The sequence below is a fragment of the Bacteroidales bacterium genome, assembly GCA_031276035.1.
Taxonomy (GTDB): Bacteria; Bacteroidota; Bacteroidia; order Bacteroidales; family BM520; genus RGIG7150.
This window is the reverse complement of sequence record JAISNV010000034.1, coordinates 125496-148380: the sequence shown is the minus strand read 5'-3', so window position 1 is coordinate 148380 and position 22885 is coordinate 125496. Positions and strand designations below refer to the sequence as shown.

Sequence of the window (22885 nt, the reverse complement as noted above, 5' to 3'; positions counted from 1 at the left end):
CAAGCCACAAAAGTACAATCTTTTTTAATTTCTGACATCAATTCCCCAATTTAATTTATCTCTAATTGTATTAAAGAAGTTTATGCTGAAAGGTTGAATAAGTTTAAATCTGAAATCGTTTTTTTTCACAATAAACTCGCTACCGCTTTTAAAGATTTTGGATACATAATCAACATTTACGCAAAATTCCGGATCGCGGCATTCAACACACACCTTAATAATACTATCATCAGGAATAACGATCGGACTAACAGTTAAATTGTGTGATGCGATGGGGCTTAGTACAAAGCTATCGACTTTTGGGTCAAGGATTGGTCCGCCGCAACTTAAAGAATAAGCAGTTGAACCTGTAGGTGTTGCGACAATAAGTCCGTCTGACCAATATCTATTTAAAAAAATATCATTAATCCAAACTTTTATAGTTAATAATGAATACGGGTTCTTTCGCAAAAAACAGACTTCGTTTAAAGCGAAATTATTGCCATTAAAGCAATTATTTTCATCTTCCAACTTAACTAAAGTTCTTTCTTCAACAATATATTTATTGTTAAATAATTCATCTAAAACATCATCAATATTGTTTTGCTTAACGATGGAAAGAAACCCCATTCTTCCGAGGTTAAAACCTAAAACCGGAATATTCAGATTTTTTGTTATTCTTGCAGATTCGAGCATTGTTCCGTCGCCACCAATTGAAAATAAAAATTTTACACCGGAATTCAGATCAACATTAGATGTAAATGTCTTTACTTCATTTTTAAAGGTAATGGAAGCAGAGATTTTTTTATAAAAATCTGAAAAAAAAGTTAACTGATAGCCTTCGGCTTCTACTCTATCTACAATTTTTTGTAAAAAACCCAGATTCTCATTTAAAATTTCTTTACCATATACGGCTATCAACTGCATAAATTTAGTTTTTCAATTTCACTTCTAATTTCTAGATATAGAACTTCTTGAAGTAATGTTAATTTTTATTTCAAGATTAAAAATTAAAGTGCAATAATACAACTTTTTATTCACAAAAATGAAGTTATATTGCTGATTTAGTCTTTTTTATGATTATTTTAGAGATTGGATTTTTTTTTATACTTTCGCAAAATATTTTTAACCAGACACAAAATGAGTGAACCTATTAAACATGAATGTGGTATTGCATTTATTCGGTTATTAAAACCTATTGATTATTATAAGAATAAGTACGGAACTTATTTTTATGCTCTTAACAAGATGCATCTATTAATGGAAAAGCAACACAATCGCGGACAAGATGGGGCTGGTTTGGCTTGTATTAAATTCGATTTACCTCCTGGCATTCAATATATTGACAGATTACGTTCTAATGACCAGGCTCCTATTAAGGATTTGTTTAAGAGAGTTTTTTCTCAGCTTAATAATGCTTTACAGGAAAATTCTAATAAAAATCTAGAAGATACAACTATTTTAAAGGAAGTTTTACCTTTCGTAGGTGAAACTTATTTGGGACATTTACGTTACGGGACTTACGGCAAAAACGATATACATAACCTTCATCCTGTGATGAGAAAGAATAACTGGAAAACGAGAAATCTCGTGTTAGCCGGTAATTTCAATTTAACAAACATTCCTGAGTTGTTTTCTCATTTGGAAGAAATAGGTCAATATCCTCAAAGAACATCGGATACCGTTACTATTCTTGAAAAAATCGGGCATTTTTTGGATGATGAAAACGAAAAATTATATAGACAATTTAAAAAAGACGGTATTAATAAATTTGATGCCACTAAATTAATTATTGAAAATATTGATATTCTGTCTATATTACAGCGTTCAACAAAGAAATGGGACGGCGGTTATGTTATCGGAGGAATGTTCGGCCACGGTGATTCTTTCATTCTAAGAGATCCCGCCGGTATCAGACCTGCTTATTATTATATTGATGATGAGGTTGTTGTTGCAGCATCAGAGAGACCGGTAATTCAAACTACTTTTAATGTTAAAGTAGAGGATATTCATGAATTGCTCCCGGGACAAACTTTAATTGTTAAGTATAACGGAAATGTTATTATTGATTATTTTGTTGAAAAGGAAGCAGTGAATCCTTCTCCTTGTTCATTTGAAAGAATTTATTTCTCCCGCGGGACGGATAAAGATATTTATAGAGAAAGGAAGTTATTAGGAAAGTATCTGAGTAAGACTTTACTGGAAAAGATTGATTACGACATTAAAAACACAATATTTTCTTATATTCCTAATACGGCTGTAGACGCTTATTACGGATTAATGGATGAGTTAAATTCGTATTGCGATAATTTGAAGTATGAACAGATTTGTGCCGAAGGAAGAGAGATTTGTACTGAAAAATTGAAAGAGATTTTAGATTTTCATCCCCGTTTTGAAAAAGTTGCAGTAAAAGATATTAAGTTGCGAACTTTTATTACCGAAGATTCCGAACGCGACGATCTTGTTGCCCACGTTTATGATACTACTTACGGTATTGTAAAAGAAGACATTGATAACTTAGTAATTGTGGACGATTCCATTGTAAGGGGAACGACTCTAAGGCAAAGTATTATTAAAATATTAGACAGACTTGGTCCTAAACATATAATAATAGGTTCTTCCGCTCCACAAATAAGATATCCCGATTGTTACGGTATAGATATGGCTAAATTATCTGATTTTGTTGCCTTTAATGCTGCAATATCTTTATTAAAAGAGCGCAACATGCAATATATTATTGAAAAAGTTTACAATGATATTATAAGGGCTAAAGAAAATAATAGTTTAATGGAAACTAATTACGTAAAACAGATTTACGAACCGTTTACGACCGAGGAAATTTCCGCAAAAATAAGTCAGATTGTCAAGCCTAAAGATTGCAACGCAAAAGTTACTGTAGTATTTCAATCCATTGAGAGTTTACACAAAGCATGCCCAAATAACCACGGTGATTGGTATTTTACCGGTAATTTTCCTACGCCCGGAGGTAACAGGGTGTCGAATCTTGCTTTTGTAAATTATTATCAAGGAAAAAATATGAGAGCATATTAATTCTGTAGAGGAGCTTTTTTTGCTCCTCTACAGAGTATTAATTATTTTTGTTGCTATTTCTTGAAATTGTTCCGAATTTAATTTTAATTTTTCCTTAGAAAAATCAAGATCGGAAAGTTTATTCATCGGCACAAGATGAATATGTGCATGATTAACATCAAAGCCGAGAACTGCCATTCCAACCCTTTCGCATTTAAAAACTTCCTTAAGAGCTTTTGCTATTTTTTTAGAGAATAAAAATAGCTCAGCATACAAAGGATCCTCAACATCAAATAAATAATCAATTTCCTTTTTAGGTACAACCAGAGTATGACCTTCCGTAAGAGGATTTATATCTAAGAAAGCGTAGCAATATTCATTTTCAGCTATTTTATAGCTTGGGATATCGCCCGTTATTATTTTTGAGAATATTGAAGCCATAATTATCTACAGATATTAATAATTTCAAATTTGATTAAGCCTACGGGAACATTAATTTCTACAATTTCGCCAATACATTTTCCGAGAAGCCCCTTAGCAATAGGAGAGGCTACTGAGATTTTCATTTCTTTCATATTGGCTTCGTTTTCAGGAACTATAGTATATTCCATTACTTTAAGTGTAGTAAGGTTTTTAATAGTAACTTTACTAAGGATAAGGACTTTATCTCCATCCAATTTACTTTCATCGATAATTTGAGCCATACCAAGGGTTTCTTGCATTTGGGCAATTTTAATCTCAAGCATACCTTGAGCATCCTTAGCAGAATCATATTCCGAATTTTCGGAGAGATCACCTTTATCGCGAGCTTCTGCAATTCTACGTGATATTTCAGGTCTTTCAACAGAAATAAGATACTGTAATTCGTCTTTTAATCTTTTCAGACCTTCAGCTGTAAAATATTTCACTTCTGCCATAATATATATTTTTTTGGTGGTTAAATAATAAAATGAAAGAACCCTTGATTTAAGGGTTCTTTCAAGGAATTAATATGTAAATTTAATTACTAAAAATCGACTGTTACGCCAACTGTATGTACGCCTCCGAAAGGATTAGTAAACCTGTAACTATAGTCTAAGCCAAAGCCGTTACGAGTTTGTTTATTAACAGGAATATTAACCGTTAGACCGCAACTTGGACCTGAGAACAATGTTGTTCTTGTATCGAAGTTAAAAATACCTTGTTCATAAGTATATCCGCCACGAAGGATGAGATATTCTTTAAGAGATATTTCTAAACCGAGAGCTATTTGATCTTTTGCAAATGCATTAGAAATAAATGTACCTGCGAGAGTAAATCTATATTCGGTTTCTGTAATAAAGTCGTAAGACAGTCCTATCAACAATTGAGAAGGTAATTCATAAGTTGCCGATCTGATTTGAAGAGTAAACTGGTTTTCACCTTTACCGGAAACATTAACACGAATGGATTGTCCGTCACCGGAAAATTTCATGTTAGGGCCCCAATTTTTAAGAGTAATACCGAATTTCAAATTATCTTTTTTACCTGTAACATATTGTATACCGACGTCAAAAGCAACTCCGGTAGCAGATAAGTTATATAAGCTTTGGTTAATAAGTTTAACTTGAATACCTCCATAAATACTATTGGAGAAGACTTTAGCATAAGCAAGACCAATATTTAAAGAATTTGGAGAATAAACTCCTTTTGGTAAATCAGGGTCATCTGCATGTATGATTGGAATTTCTCCGAAAGCCATATTAGATATATATATACTGAGAACGCCTGTTTTACCAACTTGCTGGCTGAGCCCCGCAGTTAATAAGTTAATTTGACCTACATAAAAGGTATAAGAGAATTTTACATCCGTACCTTTTGTAAAGGCTGTTCCTGCAATATTCATAAAAGTACCTTCAATACCGCGTACCGAAGCAGTATTACAGTTACCCCATCCGGAGCTTGCTCCCCAAGGGTTAATTAATATTTCGGATGCGCCAGCTTCCCCGGTACGGTCCTTATTTCCAGCAAAAAGCATGGCAGGACTGATTAACATGATTGCAATGAAAGCTGATAAATATTTTCTATATAATTTTTTCATCATTTATAGTTTTTAATATTATAAACATTATGATATTAGAAGGTATTTAAGTCTACAGGACGTAATTGACCAAACCATTTAACAGTTCTCTCTCCGATACCCGGAGCATTAACATGGATGAGATACATACCACTTGCAATTGGAATGTTTTTAGAGTTTTTCAAATCCCAAACTTGATATGTTTGTTCACTAGATTTAGTGAATTGGCGAATGAATTGACCGCCGGCATTGTAGATTGTTATTGTACAAGTATGCGGTAGATTAATAATCTTAATATTATTTTCCAATTGGTTAGCATCATAATCAGATAAACCGTAATATGGATTAGGAACAACTCTTATAATCTCAAGTTCTGATTCTTTTAGTGCTTGAACATCTGTTTCCGCTGCAATATCACCTGTAGAGAATCTATAAGTAGGATAGAAATAATTATTTGATTTACTTGGAACCATAATAGTGTCTATTATATTAGTTCCGGAAAAATATCTTTCATAAGGTCTGTTGATACGAATTCTAACAGTAGCCTGATTATCAAGGTATGCTTGATCTTCAGAGTAATATTGACTTGAAATTAGAGGAATACCAACCCACATAACGTTTCCATAAACAGCATTAAGTCTATCTGTTGGGAAATTTGTACTGCTCAAGTTGAAGTGAGCCCAGGTACCAGCATCATATGCAGGGCTATCAAATATTTCCATACCTGTACCGGTTCTGGTTTTTTTGTTAGCACCAAAAACATAGATATAATGTTTTCCTCCAAAGAGCAATGCCGATGATGGCGGATTAGTATAATATTCAGGCGGATAGTACATATTAAGAACAATATTTGGAGTTGGATTCCACTTCATGTCTCTACCATTTTCACCAACCAACCATGAATCTTCACCAAACATCATATTTAATCTTTCCCCTGTTTCAACATTAATAGCATAACCAGGGAACCAACCCATACCGGTTGCACTAATATAATTTGGTGATTCAGGATCGTTAAAAACACTTCCTTTACTTGGGTCAGCTTTATTACCGTCTTTATCAACTGATAAAGATTTTCTTACAAAATATTTATCTTGATTTCCTTCCGATAATGTTTTATCAGGACACATTTCCACAACAGGACATCTTGTCCATTTTGATTTATCAGAAGTGAATACTATATCAACACTATACAAAGATGTGCTATTAAAAGTGCTTTTAGAAGCAGGGGTATAAGCTGGAGCAACAACATGTTGGTCTTTGTGACTAGCAAGATAATAAGGAGCCCACCATTTACCGGCAACATTCTCATAAATACCTTGAGGGTCATAAGCCGTACCACTTGGTGTACCTCCACTTATAGACAAGTTCCAGTCATTATCAGAAGGATTTCCAGAATCAACACTTTCACCGGAGCGAATCCAGTTATAAGGACCGCTTTCATCAAAGTCTTGAATCCCTGTTAACCATTTTTTTAAACTATCAGCATATACAATTTCAGAGAATAATAAACCATTGTTTGGAGCCAATATTGATCTTGTCTTCTTTTGCTCAGTTCCGTCCATAAATACGCCTACATCATAAGGTCTGGAATAATAGGTTTGTTCTAACATTATGGATAGTCCGAAATCAAAAAACAATTGTTCGTTCTGGAATACTGTAGTTGTGTCTGATCTATAAGATTGTCCCGATTTCAGGTCTGTTAATACCCAACCGTTAACCCATTTTCCGGCAGTATCCGCGCCTCTTGTGTCTCCACTAACATTATTTAATACAACATATTCCATCTCTTCAAATCTTAATTCGAATTCTCCAGGAATAACATTTAACGGATCAATTACTTTAATAGCGAGAGGAGCATAATTTTTCTTATAGTTTAAGTCATAAGCAATAGGATAATCTTCATCACCTAAGTTTGTTAGATGAGAAATTCTATCAATGTAATCACTTGGCGGGAAAAATAATGTAGAAACAGATAGCTGATTATTTTCATCTAATTCATACTTGATTGGATCTTTAGATAAAATTTCATCTATTGAGCTATCTTCAATCATAAGAACAAAACCTCCATTACCACGGCCTTGAACACGGGTAATAGCCGGTTGTTCTCCATAGGTTGAATTTGCTCTAACACCGCCAATAGGTATATGAGGTATGGCTTCATAAGTTTTAATATTCTTTCTTCCCGAAAGGAACGGAGTCTTTTGTCCGTCTATACCACATACTCCACTTATCCATTGATCAGCTTGATCTGAATATTTCATATATTCATTGTAACCGTAAGCAACAACAGTAAAATAATAACTTTTATGATTAACTAATGTACCTTCAGTAAAAGCATCTTTTGTAAGAACAAAAGAATGGGTAATACCTTCGTTAGAACCATTAACTTTCGCCGTAGGAACATTAGCGTCTAAGTAAGAATCATAATCATAATTAACAAGCTTAGTTACACTATTCTTAATATCGCATTGGAACACTTCTCTAATTTTAGATTGATCTCCAATATCAGCAATAGAAGCTTCGGCATCTATTAGTTGATAAACTATATATCCTTCAAATCTATAAGCCGAATCCATATATATTGTTGAAATAACATTACCTGTCGAATCATATTCTTCATAAGGAGGAAGTGTAGCAAGATACGGGTCAACTTCAATATAACTTTCACCAAAGTTATTACCTGAGTCATTGGTTCTCCTATTAGTTAAATAGAACACAAGAGAGTTTTCAAGTTCGCGAATAGTTAAATCAGGAGCATTAGGACCATTAGTAACAGCGAAGCAATTATCAAATAAAGCTTGACATTTATCATCAACTTTTCTTAACAACTCAACAGAAGCCCATGGACCGCCCGATGTAGCCCTTGCCCAAGGAATACCGACAGTAATATAGTTAACCTGACCCGGTTTAAGTGTAAAAGGACCTGCAGATTGCATAAACCTTCTATCTTCAGGTTGGTTACCAGCGGTTTGTTCTGTCCAATAAACATTAGCAGGAGGAATACCTTTTGTTCCCCATAAACAAGGATCGGAGTCTCCCGGAAACATAAAATCTGTTTCAATATCTTCTGCACCAGAGCTAGAGTGAGCATTACCCCCATATTTCATTTTGGTATTATCTTTCCAGATACCTCTTAAGAAGTTATAATAGTCAATAGCCATATCCGGATCTCCCATATAACCATCAGCATTATTATGGTAAACAAATCTGCGCATACCATAACGTTCATCATCAACGATACCATTACCGAAATTGATACCATTAATAGCTGCAGAATTTACCAAGAATCTACCACTATGTTCGGAAGATTCTCCGTAAGTAAAATCTATAAGAAAACCGTCTTGTGAAACTATATTACAATTTAAATTTGCGTTTGCAGTATTAGTAAGATTATATGAAGGACCTAAAAGTCTGTCTCCATAAAATCCCGGATTATCATAACCATCGGGATCTAAATAAGGACCTTGGAAAAAATCGACACCAATTGCGGGAGGTTGACTTCCGTATGCATTATATTGTCCGGAACCATCAACATCTTTTCCGTTATAAGCATAACCAAGACCTCTTAGTACGTCACAACCTACATAGTCATCTTTTGCATATCCTAAGTCCGTATCAACCCATTGACTGAAATAAGTTTCATTTAATGTATAAGTTGAGCGGTTAATAATCTCATAGCTATAGAAGGTCATATTATTAATTTCGTCATTAGAAGAAAAGCCAAAGGCTTGAGCTCTAATTTCGAAACCGATAGGTTGACCGAAAGTTTCGCTATGAATATTACCCTTATCATTAAACACCCACCAAAGAGTTTCATCACCTTTAATAACTTGATCGACAAGAACACTATTAAATATTTGATTAGTATTAGAAAGTCCTCCATGACCTAATCTTTCTTCCATAGTTACTTCAGGTTTATAATTCGGATCTCCTGCATAATTTGTAGGACATAAATCATTATTTAAATCGTAATATGGATAATCTCCCATAAGTGGATTATAAACACCATCTCCATCATTATCAAAAAATGGAGCCAAATAAAAACTGTGGAAATTTGGTTCTGTAACATCTCCATGAGCCGGCCAATTTGTAATATCGGCAGGAATAGAATATTCAGGATCAATAGAAGGATCATAAATTCCTGTTTCGGGATCACAGTTAGAAAGAAATTCATTAACCATGTCACGTGACATAGAGAATAACTTATCATATTCCAAACACATACTTGCACTAATATCGGCTTTATTATCGGTTGATAACGGACCCGGCCAATAGTCATTACCACCAGGGAATCTAAGAGATCTCGGTCCTTGTCTGAATCGGATTGCAGCAAGTTTTAATTGCTCATTGTCATCAACACCACCAATCCATAACCCGGCAGCAAACATACTGGTTTTATTAGAACCTTTTGGGATTTCATACATAGCAGTTTCAAAATTCCACCACATATCACCACCTGTATTTATACGACAACTTACATTATTAACTTGTAACATTTTATAGCCGGCACCAGGAGCACAACCCGCCGAATTAGATTTAATTTGAGCAGATGATTTTGCGCCGGATCCTCTCTCTTTCTCAGCAAAAGCCTCAAAAGTCAGGCAAAAGCACAAAACAATTGATAATAATAAACTTAATATATTTTTCATAGTTATATAATTTTTCATTTCAAGAATAATTAATCGTTAAAAATTATAGCTTACACCTAATCTGATAACTCTTGGACCAGAATAGTTACTTGGATCATTAGCCCTAATTGAGTAAAGTAATCTATAAGATGCTTCGTTTAATTGTTGTTGTATAAGAGATTGGAATTGAGGATCACTCAAATATCCATCACTGTCTGCATTACCTGTATATGAATATACGCTGAGAACATTAGCTGAATTAAACACATTTAATACTTGTAAATAAACATTCAAATAATGTTGTGTTTTAGCATCTTTTTTAGAAGTGATGTTAAAGTCTCTATCGAGGCGCAAATCACATCTAAAGAAAGCAGGCATACGAGAACCGTTAATTGAACCGTCAATAATTCTGCTACCGTCAACCAAAGAGTAAGAATATTTAGCTTTTGTAAAAGGAGTACCTGTTCCACCTTGGAAAACGATATTCACACCTGTATTTTGTAACCAATTAATAGTTTTTTCTTCTCCTTTTTTATTAGTTCTAACCGTTTTAGGACCATTGTATCTTTTTCCTTCGCCAAAACGATAATCAACATTTAATGTAATTCTATGTCTTTGGTCATCGTTAGTTGGGGTTAAAGTACGTAAATTAGGTTGACCTGATGTTACAATAGATTGGGTTGCTGTTGGATCAGAACCGGTACCATTAGCAAATTGTAAGGTATAAGAAGCTTTAATTCTGATATTTTTTGTTCTTCTAAGGTCATAAGAAACCGTTAACCCTTTAATAGTACCAAAATCAAGATTTTCGAAAGAATAATATGTTCTTGGATAAGCACCCGTATAACGGTATATTTGTATTTGATCACGCAATTCACGATAGAAAGCCGAAATAATTAAAGCAGAAGATTGAGTTAATCTTTGTTGGAAACCTATTTCATATTCTATTGTAGTTTCAGGTTTTAAGTTAGGGTTATTAATTGGTGTAGTACCCGAACCTTTACTAGGCATATAATAATAGTCAGAAATATCTAAAGTTGCATAAGATGTCGGTCTTTGTGTTAGAATGTCGTAGTGAGCAAAGAAAAGAGCCTCATCAGATATTGGGAAGGAGAAAGATATTCTAGGCATTACATTCCATTGTGGTTTATAGTCTGTAAACATTTTTCCTTCAATAGTTGATGTATTAGACGGATCTTTTAAATACGGTGAAATACCATTACCCGCATTTAATACCGTTTCCGGGTCGGTAATATAAATACCATTGGCATCATACCAAGTATTTCCGTAACGATAACCCATTATTTCGTTTACATCATTCATGTTATCAACATATACAACATAATCATCTCCCATATTATCAGGAATTCCGAATTGAGTATTATTTGCTTTTAAATCTGCTACAGTATATGCATCAAAAAGGAGATACGGATCTTTTAATACTGATTGGTTAGCGTCATATCTGTCTACACGAACACCAATATTAAATATAAGGTCTCTGAAAGAGAATACATCTTGAAGATAAAATGCCAGGTAATTAGGTCTTGAAGCTCCAATCGGTCTGGTATAGTATTCTTCAGAGTCATCTTTTTTTGTTAAAAAATCATCTACAGAATGAGTTCCTTTTATTCTATTGCCATATGCATCATAGCCGCGATAAGTAACCAGTCCATTATCTAAAAGTTCATCGGCAGAAAACATATCAATGCTTAAATCACCATTCAAGTTTCCTGTAATATAATTACCGCTATTATCGTAATAATTAATAGTATTATTAATAGGGTCATAAGAATCTGTATCTATCCATTCAGTACCATCAACACTTAGACCTAATAAACTCCTTAAGCTTTTATCTATTTTATATTGTGCATTTGCATTATAAATATAATTATAATCTACTTGTCCCAAAAACACGTCACCGTCATATAATAAAATAGGATTTTCAAGGTCTAACTCTGAAATATGAGTGTTTGCATACTGGCGCATATATTGCCATAAATTCTGAGCATTAACACCATAAGATGAGTTTATTCTTTGTTCATATTGAACTCCTAATTGCAAAGCATGCTTTTTGATGTCTGCATTTAATCTGAAAGAAATCCCATATTGTTGATTAAATGTTTCGGAATAATTGCTTTGAAGTGTACCTGGTGCAGTAAATAAAGAGTAAATAGATGATGGACCTGTTCCGTTAAGGAAGCCTCCGCCAGATATAATTTCATCAATATTTGAATAATGTCCTGTAGAATTTGTAAATAAACTGTAATATTGATCCATATAATTAGCTAAATACGGATTTGCCTCACCTCTATTAAATGTAACTAAAGAGTCAACATAACCAGTAAAAACTCTTACTCCTGATAAAGTTTTGTCTTCTCCATCAACATTAACTGTTATAGTTGAATTTTCAGCATATTGTTTGTATCTACTTCTTTGGTATTGGCCTATATAACCGTAATCAAACAAATTGTCTTTATGTGTTGCATCCTGAGAAACAGCTGTAACTCGTGTATAATCGAATTGTAAAGTATAGAATACGTTTTGAAGAACTGCATCTTCTCCCGTATTAAATTTATGATATAAACGACCGTACACACGCCAGGTTTGGCCTATATTTTGAGAGTTATTAAAATGGTTAAACATACTTGAAGCATAATTATAACCTCTATAGTTATAATAACTATAATTACCCCCGATAGATAAGTTCATATTCTGAGTTGTTTTAATATCTATTTTTCCGGAAGCAGCAACATTTATTGCAGGTGTATTTACAGTAGATTTTCTAAAATAAAGATCATCTTCGGTAACAAAACTTGCATTAGTCCAAGTTCCTGTACCTGCATCATTAACCCTTAACGGGTTAGTCAACAAATAATCAAGATATTCATCAGTTGCAGTCCAAATACCATTCATTTTACGTGCACCGTCAAACTGATATGTTGCTTCAGCAGATAAAAAATAACCTAAAATTGAGGAAGGATCATTTGGGTTTTTACTTTTGATTAGCGGACCTGTTAAGTTGATCCCAACTCTATTGTATCCATAAGCATCCAAACCTTTCTTTTCTCCAAAACCCGAAGTTTGATATTCAACACCCATACTAAAGTCACGACTTGGGCCTTTTGTTGTAATAGAAACAACACCACCAGTTACGTCACCATACTGTGCAGGAACACCACCGAGAATAACGGAAATTTGGTCATAGGCAGATTGAGGTAATGAAGTAGAGCCTGTAACCCTAATACCGTCAATGTAATAAACCGTACCTTCCGAACGTTGACCACGAATACTACCAACTTCACCGTCACGAGAGAATACCCCTCCAACTGTTGTTGCAACAGCAGCAATTGATTTTTCGGGCATTTTATCGATTTCCTCAGAAGTCATTGTTCCTCCCACTGTAGTTTTATCCTTTTGGATAAGAGGAACTTCATATTCAACAACTTCAAAGACACCGATATCTACTGTTTCCGGTGTAAGTTGAATATCGCGAAGAATTTCAATTCTGTCCGCAATAACCCGAACATTCGTCATAGTAAATTTATGATAGCCAATTGCAGAAACAACAACATCATAAGTACCGGCTTCGAGAGGTTTAATGGAAAATAACCCGTCAAAATCGGTAGCAGCACCGCCTTTTTGAAGACCACTAACTTGGGCTACAACATTAGCTAAAGGTATTGGTTCGTTTGTTGTTTTGTCTTTGATAACACCTTGCAAAGTACCAAATTGAGCAAATAGCCCGATACTAAAAGCAAGTGAAAATCCTACTGAAAAAAGTAATCTTTTTAACATACCATATAGTTTTATTATTATTTATTTTTCAAAAATTACATAATTCACACGAGTGTTTTATCGAAAACACTATTGCCTGCAAATTTAACTAATTTTTAAAATTAATCTATATATGGAGTGCGTAAAATTTCGGAAAAAATTATTGCTTGCCTCAAATTAAAATGATTATCTTCTTCAACATTTTGATTATCAAATGAATTTTGAGAAATTTCATTTTGTATTTTTTTTGTTAAAATTTTTTCCGAAGGCAAAATTTTAACATTTGGAGAGGATAATTTCTCTGTTTGAGGTGCAATTTTTGTCCTTGAGGGGGTAGTTTTATTGATGTTTTTTTCTTCTAAAAATTCCGGTTTATAAAAAATATCTTCCGAATCACTAAAAACACTTTTTATTTCTTCTTTAAAAGATTTTGTTATTTCTTTATTATTTGTTGTAGAAGCTTTATCCGAATTCTTCTTTTTATTACTTAATACTGCCGATAAAACTATCCAAGCAAAGCCTAAAGCCAAATAAATCCATTCTTCCATAACTTATTTATTTTCAACTACTACATGTCTTCCACTAAAATATGTACTATATTGTTGTAACGGATTGCTTTTATTTCCCTCTGCATTAGAGGTTGTTGGCCATCCGTAACTTAATAAATCATATTGAGTACCACAAACAGGGCATTTTGCAAAAATATCAAAACGGCCTAATTCAATTTTATTATAATAGTTGCATCCATCACTAGTACAGGCTCTATCAAAACAAATAAAATCATCGGGATAACCATCAGAGGCTCTACGAAATACTATGATTCCCTTATATCCCGCTCCAACAGTTGTATCAATAATTGAACCGCTCATCGAATATAGATCTGCATTTGAAGACAAATACAAATCATATGTTCTTTCAAAGGAAACAAAGGGAAAATTTACATTATAAGTAATACATTTACTAAATGAAAATATCAAAAAACAAATTATTGCAACTATTTTTAATTTCGACTGCATGTTCGACTGCATGTTTTAATATTTATAATGTTCAGGTTTATATGGACCGTTAACAGGAACGCCAATATAATCTGCTTGCTCCTTGGTTAGTTTTGTAAGTTTAACGCCAAGCTGCCCTATGTGTAATCTTGCAACTTCTTCATCAAGAATTTTGGGTAAACGATAAACACCAAGTTCATGAGGCTTCGTCCATAATTCTATTTGTGCCAAAGTTTGATTTGTAAATGAATTGCTCATAACGAAAGAGGGATGTCCGGTAGCGCAACCTAAATTTACCAATCTGCCTTCAGCCAGCAAATATATTGAATGTCCGTCTGCAAAAGTATATTTATCAACTTGAGGTTTAATATTGATTCTTTTAACATCAGAAGCATTTTCCAACGCGTCAACTTGTATTTCGTTGTCAAAATGACCAATATTACAAACAATAGCCTGATCTTTCATTTTAGACATTGTTTCGAAAGTGATAACATCTTTGTTTCCCGTAGCAGTTACAAATATATTTCCTTCTTTAACCGCTTCTTCAACAGTAGTAACTTCAAAGCCTTCCATCGATGCTTGTAAAGCACAAATAGGATCTATTTCCGTAATAATTACTCTTGCACCGTAAGATCTCATAGATTTTGCGCAACCTTTACCTACATCGCCATAGCCAAGAACAACTACAACTTTTCCCGCAATCATAACATCCGTAGCTCTTTTAATACCATCCGCAAGGGATTCGCGGCAGCCATACAAATTATCGAACTTTGATTTTGTAACGGAATCATTAACATTAATAGCCGGGAAAAGCAAGGTTTTTTCTTCAAACATTTTATATAATCTATGAACGCCGGTAGTTGTTTCTTCGGAAACACCCTTCATTTCTTTCACTAAATCATGCCATTTCGTCGGATTGTTTTTATATGTTTCTTTTAATAGAGAAACAATAATTTTTTCTTCTTTATTAAGATTATTTTCTGCAAACTTACCTTTATCTTCTTCGAGTTTATATCCCCAATGTATTAATAGTGTAGCATCACCGCCATCATCAACGATAATGTTCGGACCTTTACCATCAGGAAAAGATAATGCTTCTAATGTACATTTCCAATATTCTTCCAAAGTTTCACCTTTCCAAGCAAATACAGGGATGCCGGCTTTTGCAATTGCTGCAGCAGCATGATCTTGCGTCGAAAAAATATTACAACTCGCCCATCTTAAATCGGCTCCGAGTTCTTTAAGTGTTTCAATTAAGACTGCAGTTTCAATTGTCATGTGTAGCGAGCCCATTATTCTTGCGCCGCGCAATGGTTTTGAAGTTGAATATTCTTTTCTCAATGCCATCAATCCAGGCATTTCTTTTTCAGCCATTTCAATTGCTTTTCTGCCGCTATCCGCAAGATTTATATCTTTAATTTTATAATCTACCATATTTTATTTTTATTACTTTATATTTAACGTTCTTATTTAATAAACATTGCATCTCCGTATGCAAAAAATTTATATTTCTCTTCAATAGCTATTTTATAAGCCTCCATAATAAGGTCATAGCCGCCAAAAGCAGCAGTCATCATTAACATTGGAGACATCGGCATATGGAAATTGGTAATCATTCTGTTTGCAACAGTGAAATCATACGGCGGAAAAATAAATTTATTAGTCCACCCGCTATATGCTTTTATTTTTCCCGAAAGCGTTGTTGCCGTTTCTAAAGCTTTCATTGATGTTGTTCCTACAGCACAAATATTTCTTTTTTCATCTTTAGCTCTATTAACTTTCTGTACAACAGTTTCATCAACAACCATTTCTTCAGAATCCGTTTTATGTTTTGTAAGATCTTCCACATCAATACTTCTGAAATTACCGAGACCTGTATGTAAAGTAACCTCAGCAAAATCAACTCCAATAATTTCCAAACGCTTTAGAAGTTCTCTCGAAAAATGCAATCCTGCAAAAGGAGCGGCAACAGAGCCTACATTTTTAGCATAAACGGTTTGAAACCATTCTTCATCTTCTTCCTTAATATCCCTTTTCTTTTGCAAAAGATCGGGTAACGGAGTATTTCCATATTGGTATATAATACTTTTAAACTGTTCATAAGGCATTTCGAACAAGAAACGAATTGTTCTTCCTCGTGAGGTTGTATTATCAATAACTTCCGCAACTAATTCATCATTATCTCCGAAATATAATTTATTTCCGATACGAATTTTTCTAGCAGGGTCAACAATAACATCCCACAAGCGAGTTTCTTTGTTTAATTCTCTAAGCAGCAAAACTTTTATTCTTGCTCCCGTTTTTTCTTTTTCACCGTAGAGCAAGGCGGGAAAAACCTTGGAGTTATTTAAAATCATAAGATCTCCATCTTCAAAATGTTTAAGGATATCCTTAAACATTTTGTGTTCAATAGTTTTTGCTTTCCTATCGACGACCATTAATCTTGCTTCATCTCTATAAGTAGAAGGTTCTAAAGCAATCAGTTCGTCGGGAAGATTAAATTTAAATTGAGATAATTTCATTCGAAATATTATTTTAATCGTTTTTTAATTATTTTAGATATATACAAATTTAAGATTTATTCTTTGCACATTTGTATAATCAAACGAAGCTTGCAAAGATAATATAAAACGAAAGTTTTGTCAAGTCTTTTTTTCTAACTATCTGTATTTGATAGAATTATTTCTCGAAATGATTCTACATCCATAGCATCTTCAACCCGGAAATTTCCTATTGCCGTACGACGTAATTCTTCGAGATAAGCGCCGCAAGCGAGAATATTTCCGAAATCTCTTGCAATTGCCCTGATATATGTACCTTTACTACATTTTATTTTGAAATGCACTTTAGGTAAGTTTATTTTTGTTATTTCAAAATCAAATATCTCTATATCTTTGGCTTGTATTTTTTTTTCTATTTCAAAATTTTTCTTTCTGGCATGTTCGTAAGCTCTAACACCATTTATTTTAACAGCAGAATATATCGGAGGAATTTGTTGTTGTTTTCCGATAAATTTTTCAGCCGTACTATAGATATCTTGTTCTGTAATATGTGAATAATCAAATGTTTGATCTATTTCTGTTTCTTTATCAAACGAAGGGCGCGTTGCTCCGATTATAATAATTCCTTCATAATCTTTCTCGTAAGCCTGAATCAAATCTATTTCCTTTGTTTTTTTCCCGGTACAAACAATTACCAGGCCCGTTGCAAGCGGATCTAAAGTTCCCGCATGACCTACTTTTATTTTCGGATTATGACAATAGTATTTAAGAAAAACCTTTACTTTGTTAACCACATCAAAGGAAGTCCAACCGTAAGGTTTATCGAATAAAAGCGTTTCGCCTTCTAAAAAATTATAACTCATTTAATTATATTCCTATAAAAATTGCAATCAAGCCAATGATAAGGCAATACACGGCAAACCAAATAAGTTTACCTTTCTTTACTATATTAATCATTACTTTACACGCGAAAAATCCTGATAAAAATGCAGAGACAAAACCTATTACAAGAGGTATAATTCCTATTGAACTTGCCAAAAGGTCGCCGCTGATAATATCAAGAAAAGTTTCACCAAGGATTGGTATTATAACCATAAGAAATGAAAATTTTGCAAGTTCGGAAGGTTTGTTACCGATAATCATTCCCGTTGCAATTGTCGCTCCAGAGCGGGATATTCCCGGGAGTACCGCAACCGCTTGAGCCAAGCCTATAATTATTGAGTCGAGCCAACCTATACTTCTTGTGCCGTGTCGTTTAAAATAACTTAATGTTAAAAGCAATGCCGTAATTATGAGCATACTACCTACAAATACAATATTTCCATTAAATAAGCTTGATATTTCATCTTTAAAAAAGAGAGCTACCAACCCAACGGGTATCATAGAAATAAGCAATTTAAACACATAGTTTTTTTCTTCTATATGTCCTTTCGAAAAAAAGCCGATAAACAAATCGGCAATATCTTTTCTAAAAACAATCAATGTACTTAAAACCGTAGCAGCATGTACAACCACCGTAAACATTAGCCCGCCTTCTGTTTCGATACCGAAAACTGCCTTTGCAAGTTCAAGATGACCTGAGCTACTGACAGGCAAAAATTCCGTAAGACCTTGAATAAGACCTAAAATTAGTGCTTCAAACCAGGTCATTAATTATTTTTCTTTTTCGGTTTATAAAATATTGCAAAAAATTCAATTGCAAAACCCAGTATTAATAATATTGGTGCGAGTGTTAACCGCTGAAAGCCGAACATTTTTTCATTAAAAACATCAGGATTGTCCGAACCGCCCCCAATCATAAGAAGAAATCCTAATATTATTACTGCTAATCCGACAAAAAATAATATATAATTCATCTTTTGAAAAATAACCTTTTTTTCGGGTTCTTGAGTTATTTCTTTCTTAGTTTCTTTTGGTTTTTTCATATAAAAATATGTTTAATTCATTGATGTCAAATTGATTCGTTCAAATAAACCAAGTGTAACAAACACGTGATTACTATAAACTTCAATACGTATTATAAAACCACACAGATTTTTCTATTAGTTTAGGTGAGTTCTCCATGTTGATTTCATTTTAATATAATATTTTTGTTCTGATATTCAAATATTTATTAACGGCAAAAAGGGATGTGAAGAACGAAACACAAATTCCGAAGATATAAGTAGCCAAGATAATCAATATTAATTGAGAAATGCTTAACAACACTTCAAGATCAGGATAATATCTTGCGAGAAGAAAGATTGTGACAGACATAAGTATAACACTTATTGTTGCCCCTATCATTCCTTGTACAATACTTCGGGAAAGATATGGCCGTCTTATAAAAGAACAGGTTGCCCCTATCATTTGCATTGTTTTTATTAAGTGTCGGTTTGAATAAATCGACAGTTTAATTGTATTATTGATGATAATTATGATTATGAGAAGAAGAATAGCCATGAGAAACAAGAGAAGAGCGCTCAGCCTTGTTTTTGTTTTATTAAGGTTATCGATCATATCATATTGAGCAGAAACAGAATCAATAAATTTTTCTTTGATAAGTTCGTTATGAATAACGGAAAGGCTGTCGCTATTGGAATATTCCGAAAAAACCTGCAATTCGAAACTGGAAGGTAACGGATTATATCCTATAAAATCCACAAAACTTTCGCCTAAATCTTCAGCCATTTCTTGCGCGGCATCTTCTTTGGACGTGTAAGTAATATGCTTTGCATAAGGTTTCAAATATAACTGTTTGATAAAAACATGGAGGTCGGAATCTTTAATATTATCTTTCAAAATAACAGTAATTCCTATACTTTCTCTTAATCTATCAATAATTTTATTGGTATTGAAAACAAAAAACATCAAAACGCCGCATAGATACAACATTAAGCTGATACTTATAACAACATTTGCATAAGAAGATCTTAATCGACGTTTATTAAATTTTTCTTCCTGATTCATTAAAAATTATTTTTGCAAAGATAAAAAAATTACCAAGATTTATTATTTATTATAACATTTATAGCCAAAGGAATTATTTCGAAAGAATACGGATTATTACCGAGAGATTCTCCATCAACTTCCATAATTAATTTTTCGGAATCGGAATTTACAGAAATCTTTTTACATCTAAGAGTTTCCGCAAATTTTACCTGGTCCATTTCACCTTTAATAATTTTGAAAATATATTTCATTAGTTTTCTTATCGGTGCATTATTGATAAGAGTTACATCAAAAAGTCCGTCATCGGGAATTGCATAAGGAAGAAGTTTCATCCCGTTTCCCTTATACTTACAAATACCGATGCTACAGAGATAAAGATCTTTTTTCTCAACTCTTCCGTCAATATCCAAAATTACTTTTCTTCCATTATATGAAGAAAAATATTTCAATACATTATATAAATATAAAACAGGATTTCTTTTACCCGCTTCTTTTTGCTGGTTTGTTGCTTTTACTACAAGGGCTTCAAAACCTACTCCGGCCGAATTTACAATAAATCTATTTACAAAGAGATTATCTTCATAATAATTTACTTTTCCAACATCCTGTAACAAAATATTTTCTTTACTTATTACATCAATTGCGCTATCATAATCGTGTTCAATACCATAAGTTTTACACCAATCGTTTCCGGTACCTACGGGAATTATACCGATAATAACATCTGTCGATTTACAAATATTTTGCGTCATTATTCCGTTTACCACTTCATTAAGAGTGCCGTCGCCACCAACAACTATAAACTTTCTAAAACCCTTTTTTATGTATGTTTTAGTAAGTTGAATCGCATGATTTTTATGTTGAGTGAAAATGGCTCTGAAATAAAATCCTTTATCAACCAACTTTTTAGAAATTAGCGACCAATCTTTTTCGCCTTTTCTTTTTCCCGAATTAGGATTAACAATTATAAGCCATTCCGACATATCATTTATTTTTTCCAAAAAGATTTACTTAATATTACGAAAACTGTAAAAATCTCAAGACGTCCGATAATCATAAGAAAAGACATGAGCCACTTGATAAAACCATTTACTTCACTGAGATTACTGCCGGGACCTGCAAGAGAGCCTACGCCACAACCTGTATTACCGAGACAACTGACTGTTAAACTCATTGACGATTTAAAATCAACTCCCGTCAAACATATCAAAACACTGGAGGCAAATGAAATAAAAATAAAGAAATAGAAAAATACCAAAATATTATTGATCGTATTCTGAGAAACTATATTACCGTTGTATCTGGCCGGAATAATTGCCTGCGGATGAATTAATCTTCTGAGTTCCATCTTGCAGTTTTTAAACATTATTACATGCCTGTAAATTTTTATACCTCCGGATGTAGAACCCGCACAACCTCCCATAAAAGTAAGCAAAAATAAAATTATCCATGTATTGGCCGGCCAAATAGAAAAATCCGAAATTGCATAACCGGTTGTTGTAATCATTGATGTTACATGGAACAATGATTGTCGAAAAGCTACCTCTGAGTTATAATTACAACTTTTATTAAAAAATAAAACAATTGCCATAATAAAGGTGCAGACACAAATCATTATTAAATATACTCTGAACTCTTCATTTCTGAAAACCTTCTTCCATTGAAATCTTAAAAACAAGTAATGAAGATTAAAGTTTGTTGCGGAAACTATCATAAAAACTATTACCACGTAATGCACATAAGGAGTTTGATATGTAAGACTTGCGTTCAGATTGGAGAAACCTCCTGTAGAGACAGTACCTAAAGCCGTGCAAACAGAATCCAATACACTCATTTTACCTAAAATCAGTAATAAGGAGCAAGTAATAGTCAATCCGAAATAAATCAACCATAAACGTTTTGCCGTAACAGCTATTCTTGGATGTACTTTATCGTGTACGTCACTTGACGTTTCGGCAGCAAAAAGTAATCCGCCTTTTCCACCCACAGTCGGAATAAAAGCCAAAGTCATTAATACTATTCCCATACCGCCGAGCCAATTAGTAAATCCTCTCCATAAAACTATTCCTTTAGGTAAAGCTTCCACATCATTAATAATAGTAAAACCTGTTCCTGTGAAACCCGACATGGATTCAAAAAAAGCATCGGTAAATGAAGGTAAAATTCCTGTAAAAATATATGGTAATGTTCCGAAAAGAGAAAGTGTAAGCCAACATAAGACAACCGTCAAGTATGCCTCTCTTTTTCCTATTTGATGTACATTAGCTTTTTTAAATTTAATTAAAAGTGTTAGGCCGAATAAAAATGTAATTAATGATGATAATATTATTGCAAGAGCGTCATATTCTTTTATGAATAAAGTATTCCATCCAATTTTTCGGGAGCCGTAAACAAAAGAGAATATTAAAGATACGGCCATAAAAATTCCTTCCAGAATAATCAGATAACTGATTATTTTAGCTACAAAACGAAAGTTTAATTGTCTTATTTTCATTCTGATAAAAAACCTTCCGGCTAAATTTTCCGAAATGGCAAACATACATAAAATTTTTATTTTTTGTATAAAAAAAGTATTTTTGCAAATTATAATAATATTACCAATATGGCAAATAGTACTATTTCATTAAACGGCATTCAATTATGGGGATATCATGGTTGTTTACCAGAGGAAAAAAAAATCGGATCAAAATATCTAATTGACATCTCTTTATCTTTAAATACAGCAAAAGCCGAAAAGAGTGATTATATTCATGATACTATAGACTATTCTACTGTATATGATATAATTGTGCAAGAATTTTCCACTCCTGTAAATCTTATTGAACATTTAGGAAGAAAGATATTAAATACTATTCATTATCATTTTCCTCAATTAAATAATTCTACTATTACTATTCAAAAATTATCACCCCCTATTTCCGGAGAAATTCATTCTGCCTCAATTATGTTGTCTTACAAATAATTTACCTGATTCAATAATATTTTCAGATCTTTTAGAGTTATAATTAA

The 22885-nt window shown here is 33.1% G+C and carries 18 protein-coding genes; 2 read left to right on the top strand and 16 right to left on the bottom strand.

The annotated features are described in order from the left end of the window. Positions 1-24 precede the first annotated feature (24 nt). On the bottom strand, positions 25-906 hold the full coding sequence (locus tag LBP67_09105; GenBank protein ID MDR2085135.1) for an NAD kinase: 882 nt from the start codon (positions 904-906) through the stop codon (positions 25-27). A gap of 213 nt (positions 907-1119) precedes the next feature. Between LBP67_09105 and LBP67_09100 the strand changes: the two genes are divergently transcribed. Further along, positions 1120-3030, top strand: a complete 1911-nt coding sequence (locus LBP67_09100) for an amidophosphoribosyltransferase (GenBank protein ID MDR2085134.1) — start codon at positions 1120-1122, stop codon at positions 3028-3030. A gap of 27 nt (positions 3031-3057) precedes the next feature. On the opposite strand, the gene LBP67_09095 is transcribed toward LBP67_09100, so the two are convergent. From LBP67_09095 to LBP67_09025, 15 genes are all read right to left on the bottom strand, one after another. After that, positions 3058-3450: an HIT family protein gene (locus LBP67_09095; protein ID MDR2085133.1), complete on the bottom strand. Its 393-nt coding sequence runs from the start codon at positions 3448-3450 to the stop codon at positions 3058-3060. Between the two features lie 2 nt (positions 3451-3452). Then, on the bottom strand, positions 3453-3929 hold the full coding sequence (greA, locus tag LBP67_09090; GenBank protein ID MDR2085132.1) for a transcription elongation factor GreA: 477 nt from the start codon (positions 3927-3929) through the stop codon (positions 3453-3455). A gap of 86 nt (positions 3930-4015) precedes the next feature. Next, entirely contained in the window at positions 4016-5071 is a 1056-nt protein-coding gene (locus LBP67_09085; GenBank protein MDR2085131.1) for a PorV/PorQ family protein, read from the bottom strand. Positions 5072-5103: 32 nt separating this feature from the next. Continuing rightward, positions 5104-9696, bottom strand: coding sequence for a T9SS type A sorting domain-containing protein (locus LBP67_09080; protein ID MDR2085130.1), 4593 nt, complete (start codon positions 9694-9696; stop codon positions 5104-5106). 36 nt (positions 9697-9732) lie between these two features. Next, positions 9733-13470 carry a TonB-dependent receptor gene (locus LBP67_09075; protein MDR2085129.1) on the bottom strand — a complete coding sequence of 1246 codons (3738 nt, stop codon included), beginning with the start codon at positions 13468-13470 and terminating at the stop codon, positions 9733-9735. A 101-nt stretch (positions 13471-13571) separates the two neighbouring features. Then, positions 13572-13997 carry a hypothetical protein gene (locus LBP67_09070; protein ID MDR2085128.1) on the bottom strand — a complete coding sequence of 142 codons (426 nt, stop codon included), beginning with the start codon at positions 13995-13997 and terminating at the stop codon, positions 13572-13574. Positions 13998-14000: 3 nt separating this feature from the next. Continuing rightward, a complete protein-coding gene (locus LBP67_09065) occupies positions 14001-14318 on the bottom strand; it encodes a hypothetical protein (protein MDR2085127.1) in 318 nt (105 codons plus the stop codon). 162 nt (positions 14319-14480) lie between these two features. Then, positions 14481-15878, bottom strand: a complete 1398-nt coding sequence (gene ahcY / locus LBP67_09060; GenBank protein ID MDR2085126.1) for an adenosylhomocysteinase — start codon at positions 15876-15878, stop codon at positions 14481-14483. Between the two features lie 32 nt (positions 15879-15910). Continuing rightward, entirely contained in the window at positions 15911-16966 is a 1056-nt protein-coding gene (queA, locus tag LBP67_09055) for a tRNA preQ1(34) S-adenosylmethionine ribosyltransferase-isomerase QueA (protein MDR2085125.1), read from the bottom strand. A gap of 134 nt (positions 16967-17100) precedes the next feature. Beyond that, positions 17101-17808 carry a tRNA pseudouridine(55) synthase TruB gene (truB, locus tag LBP67_09050; GenBank protein ID MDR2085124.1) on the bottom strand — a complete coding sequence of 236 codons (708 nt, stop codon included), beginning with the start codon at positions 17806-17808 and terminating at the stop codon, positions 17101-17103. A gap of 4 nt (positions 17809-17812) precedes the next feature. Next, a complete protein-coding gene (locus LBP67_09045; protein ID MDR2085123.1) occupies positions 17813-18595 on the bottom strand; it encodes an undecaprenyl-diphosphate phosphatase in 783 nt (260 codons plus the stop codon). Beyond that, entirely contained in the window at positions 18595-18870 is a 276-nt protein-coding gene (locus LBP67_09040; GenBank protein MDR2085122.1) for a DUF3098 domain-containing protein, read from the bottom strand. Before LBP67_09040 ends, LBP67_09045 begins: the two co-directional genes overlap by 1 nt. A 151-nt stretch (positions 18871-19021) precedes the next feature. Further along, positions 19022-19894: a permease-like cell division protein FtsX gene (locus LBP67_09035; GenBank protein ID MDR2085121.1), complete on the bottom strand. Its 873-nt coding sequence runs from the start codon at positions 19892-19894 to the stop codon at positions 19022-19024. 29 nt (positions 19895-19923) lie between these two features. After that, entirely contained in the window at positions 19924-20859 is a 936-nt protein-coding gene (locus LBP67_09030) for a diacylglycerol kinase family lipid kinase (GenBank protein ID MDR2085120.1), read from the bottom strand. A 5-nt stretch (positions 20860-20864) separates the two neighbouring features. After that, positions 20865-22415: a TrkH family potassium uptake protein gene (locus LBP67_09025; GenBank protein ID MDR2085119.1), complete on the bottom strand. Its 1551-nt coding sequence runs from the start codon at positions 22413-22415 to the stop codon at positions 20865-20867. 63 nt (positions 22416-22478) lie between these two features. Here LBP67_09025 and folB point away from each other — a divergent pair, with 63 nt between their 5' ends. Beyond that, the gene (folB, locus tag LBP67_09020; protein ID MDR2085118.1) at positions 22479-22838 is read left to right on the top strand and encodes a dihydroneopterin aldolase; all 360 of its coding nucleotides are present in this window, start codon (positions 22479-22481) and stop codon (positions 22836-22838) included. The last annotated feature ends 47 nt before the right edge of the window (positions 22839-22885 follow it).

Coding starts and splice junctions, on each gene's coding strand:
- LBP67_09030 (MDR2085120.1), bottom strand. CDS start 20,859: ATGTCGGAATGGCTTATAATTGTTAATCCTAATTCGGGAAAAAGAAAA.
- LBP67_09040 (MDR2085122.1), bottom strand. CDS start 18,870: ATGAAAAAACCAAAAGAAACTAAGAAAGAAATAACTCAAGAACCCGAA.
- truB (MDR2085124.1), bottom strand. CDS start 17,808: ATGAGTTATAATTTTTTAGAAGGCGAAACGCTTTTATTCGATAAACCT.
- LBP67_09095 (MDR2085133.1), bottom strand. CDS start 3,450: ATGGCTTCAATATTCTCAAAAATAATAACGGGCGATATCCCAAGCTAT.
- folB (MDR2085118.1), top strand. CDS start 22,479: ATGGCAAATAGTACTATTTCATTAAACGGCATTCAATTATGGGGATAT.
- LBP67_09070 (MDR2085128.1), bottom strand. CDS start 13,997: ATGGAAGAATGGATTTATTTGGCTTTAGGCTTTGCTTGGATAGTTTTA.
- ahcY (MDR2085126.1), bottom strand. CDS start 15,878: ATGGTAGATTATAAAATTAAAGATATAAATCTTGCGGATAGCGGCAGA.
- LBP67_09045 (MDR2085123.1), bottom strand. CDS start 18,595: ATGACCTGGTTTGAAGCACTAATTTTAGGTCTTATTCAAGGTCTTACG.
- LBP67_09075 (MDR2085129.1), bottom strand. CDS start 13,470: ATGTTAAAAAGATTACTTTTTTCAGTAGGATTTTCACTTGCTTTTAGT.
- LBP67_09105 (MDR2085135.1), bottom strand. CDS start 906: ATGCAGTTGATAGCCGTATATGGTAAAGAAATTTTAAATGAGAATCTG.
- LBP67_09065 (MDR2085127.1), bottom strand. CDS start 14,318: ATGAGCGGTTCAATTATTGATACAACTGTTGGAGCGGGATATAAGGGA.
- LBP67_09080 (MDR2085130.1), bottom strand. CDS start 9,696: ATGAAAAATATATTAAGTTTATTATTATCAATTGTTTTGTGCTTTTGC.
- LBP67_09100 (MDR2085134.1), top strand. CDS start 1,120: ATGAGTGAACCTATTAAACATGAATGTGGTATTGCATTTATTCGGTTA.
- LBP67_09035 (MDR2085121.1), bottom strand. CDS start 19,894: ATGAATCAGGAAGAAAAATTTAATAAACGTCGATTAAGATCTTCTTAT.
- LBP67_09085 (MDR2085131.1), bottom strand. CDS start 5,071: ATGATGAAAAAATTATATAGAAAATATTTATCAGCTTTCATTGCAATC.
- queA (MDR2085125.1), bottom strand. CDS start 16,966: ATGAAATTATCTCAATTTAAATTTAATCTTCCCGACGAACTGATTGCT.
- LBP67_09025 (MDR2085119.1), bottom strand. CDS start 22,415: ATGTTTGCCATTTCGGAAAATTTAGCCGGAAGGTTTTTTATCAGAATG.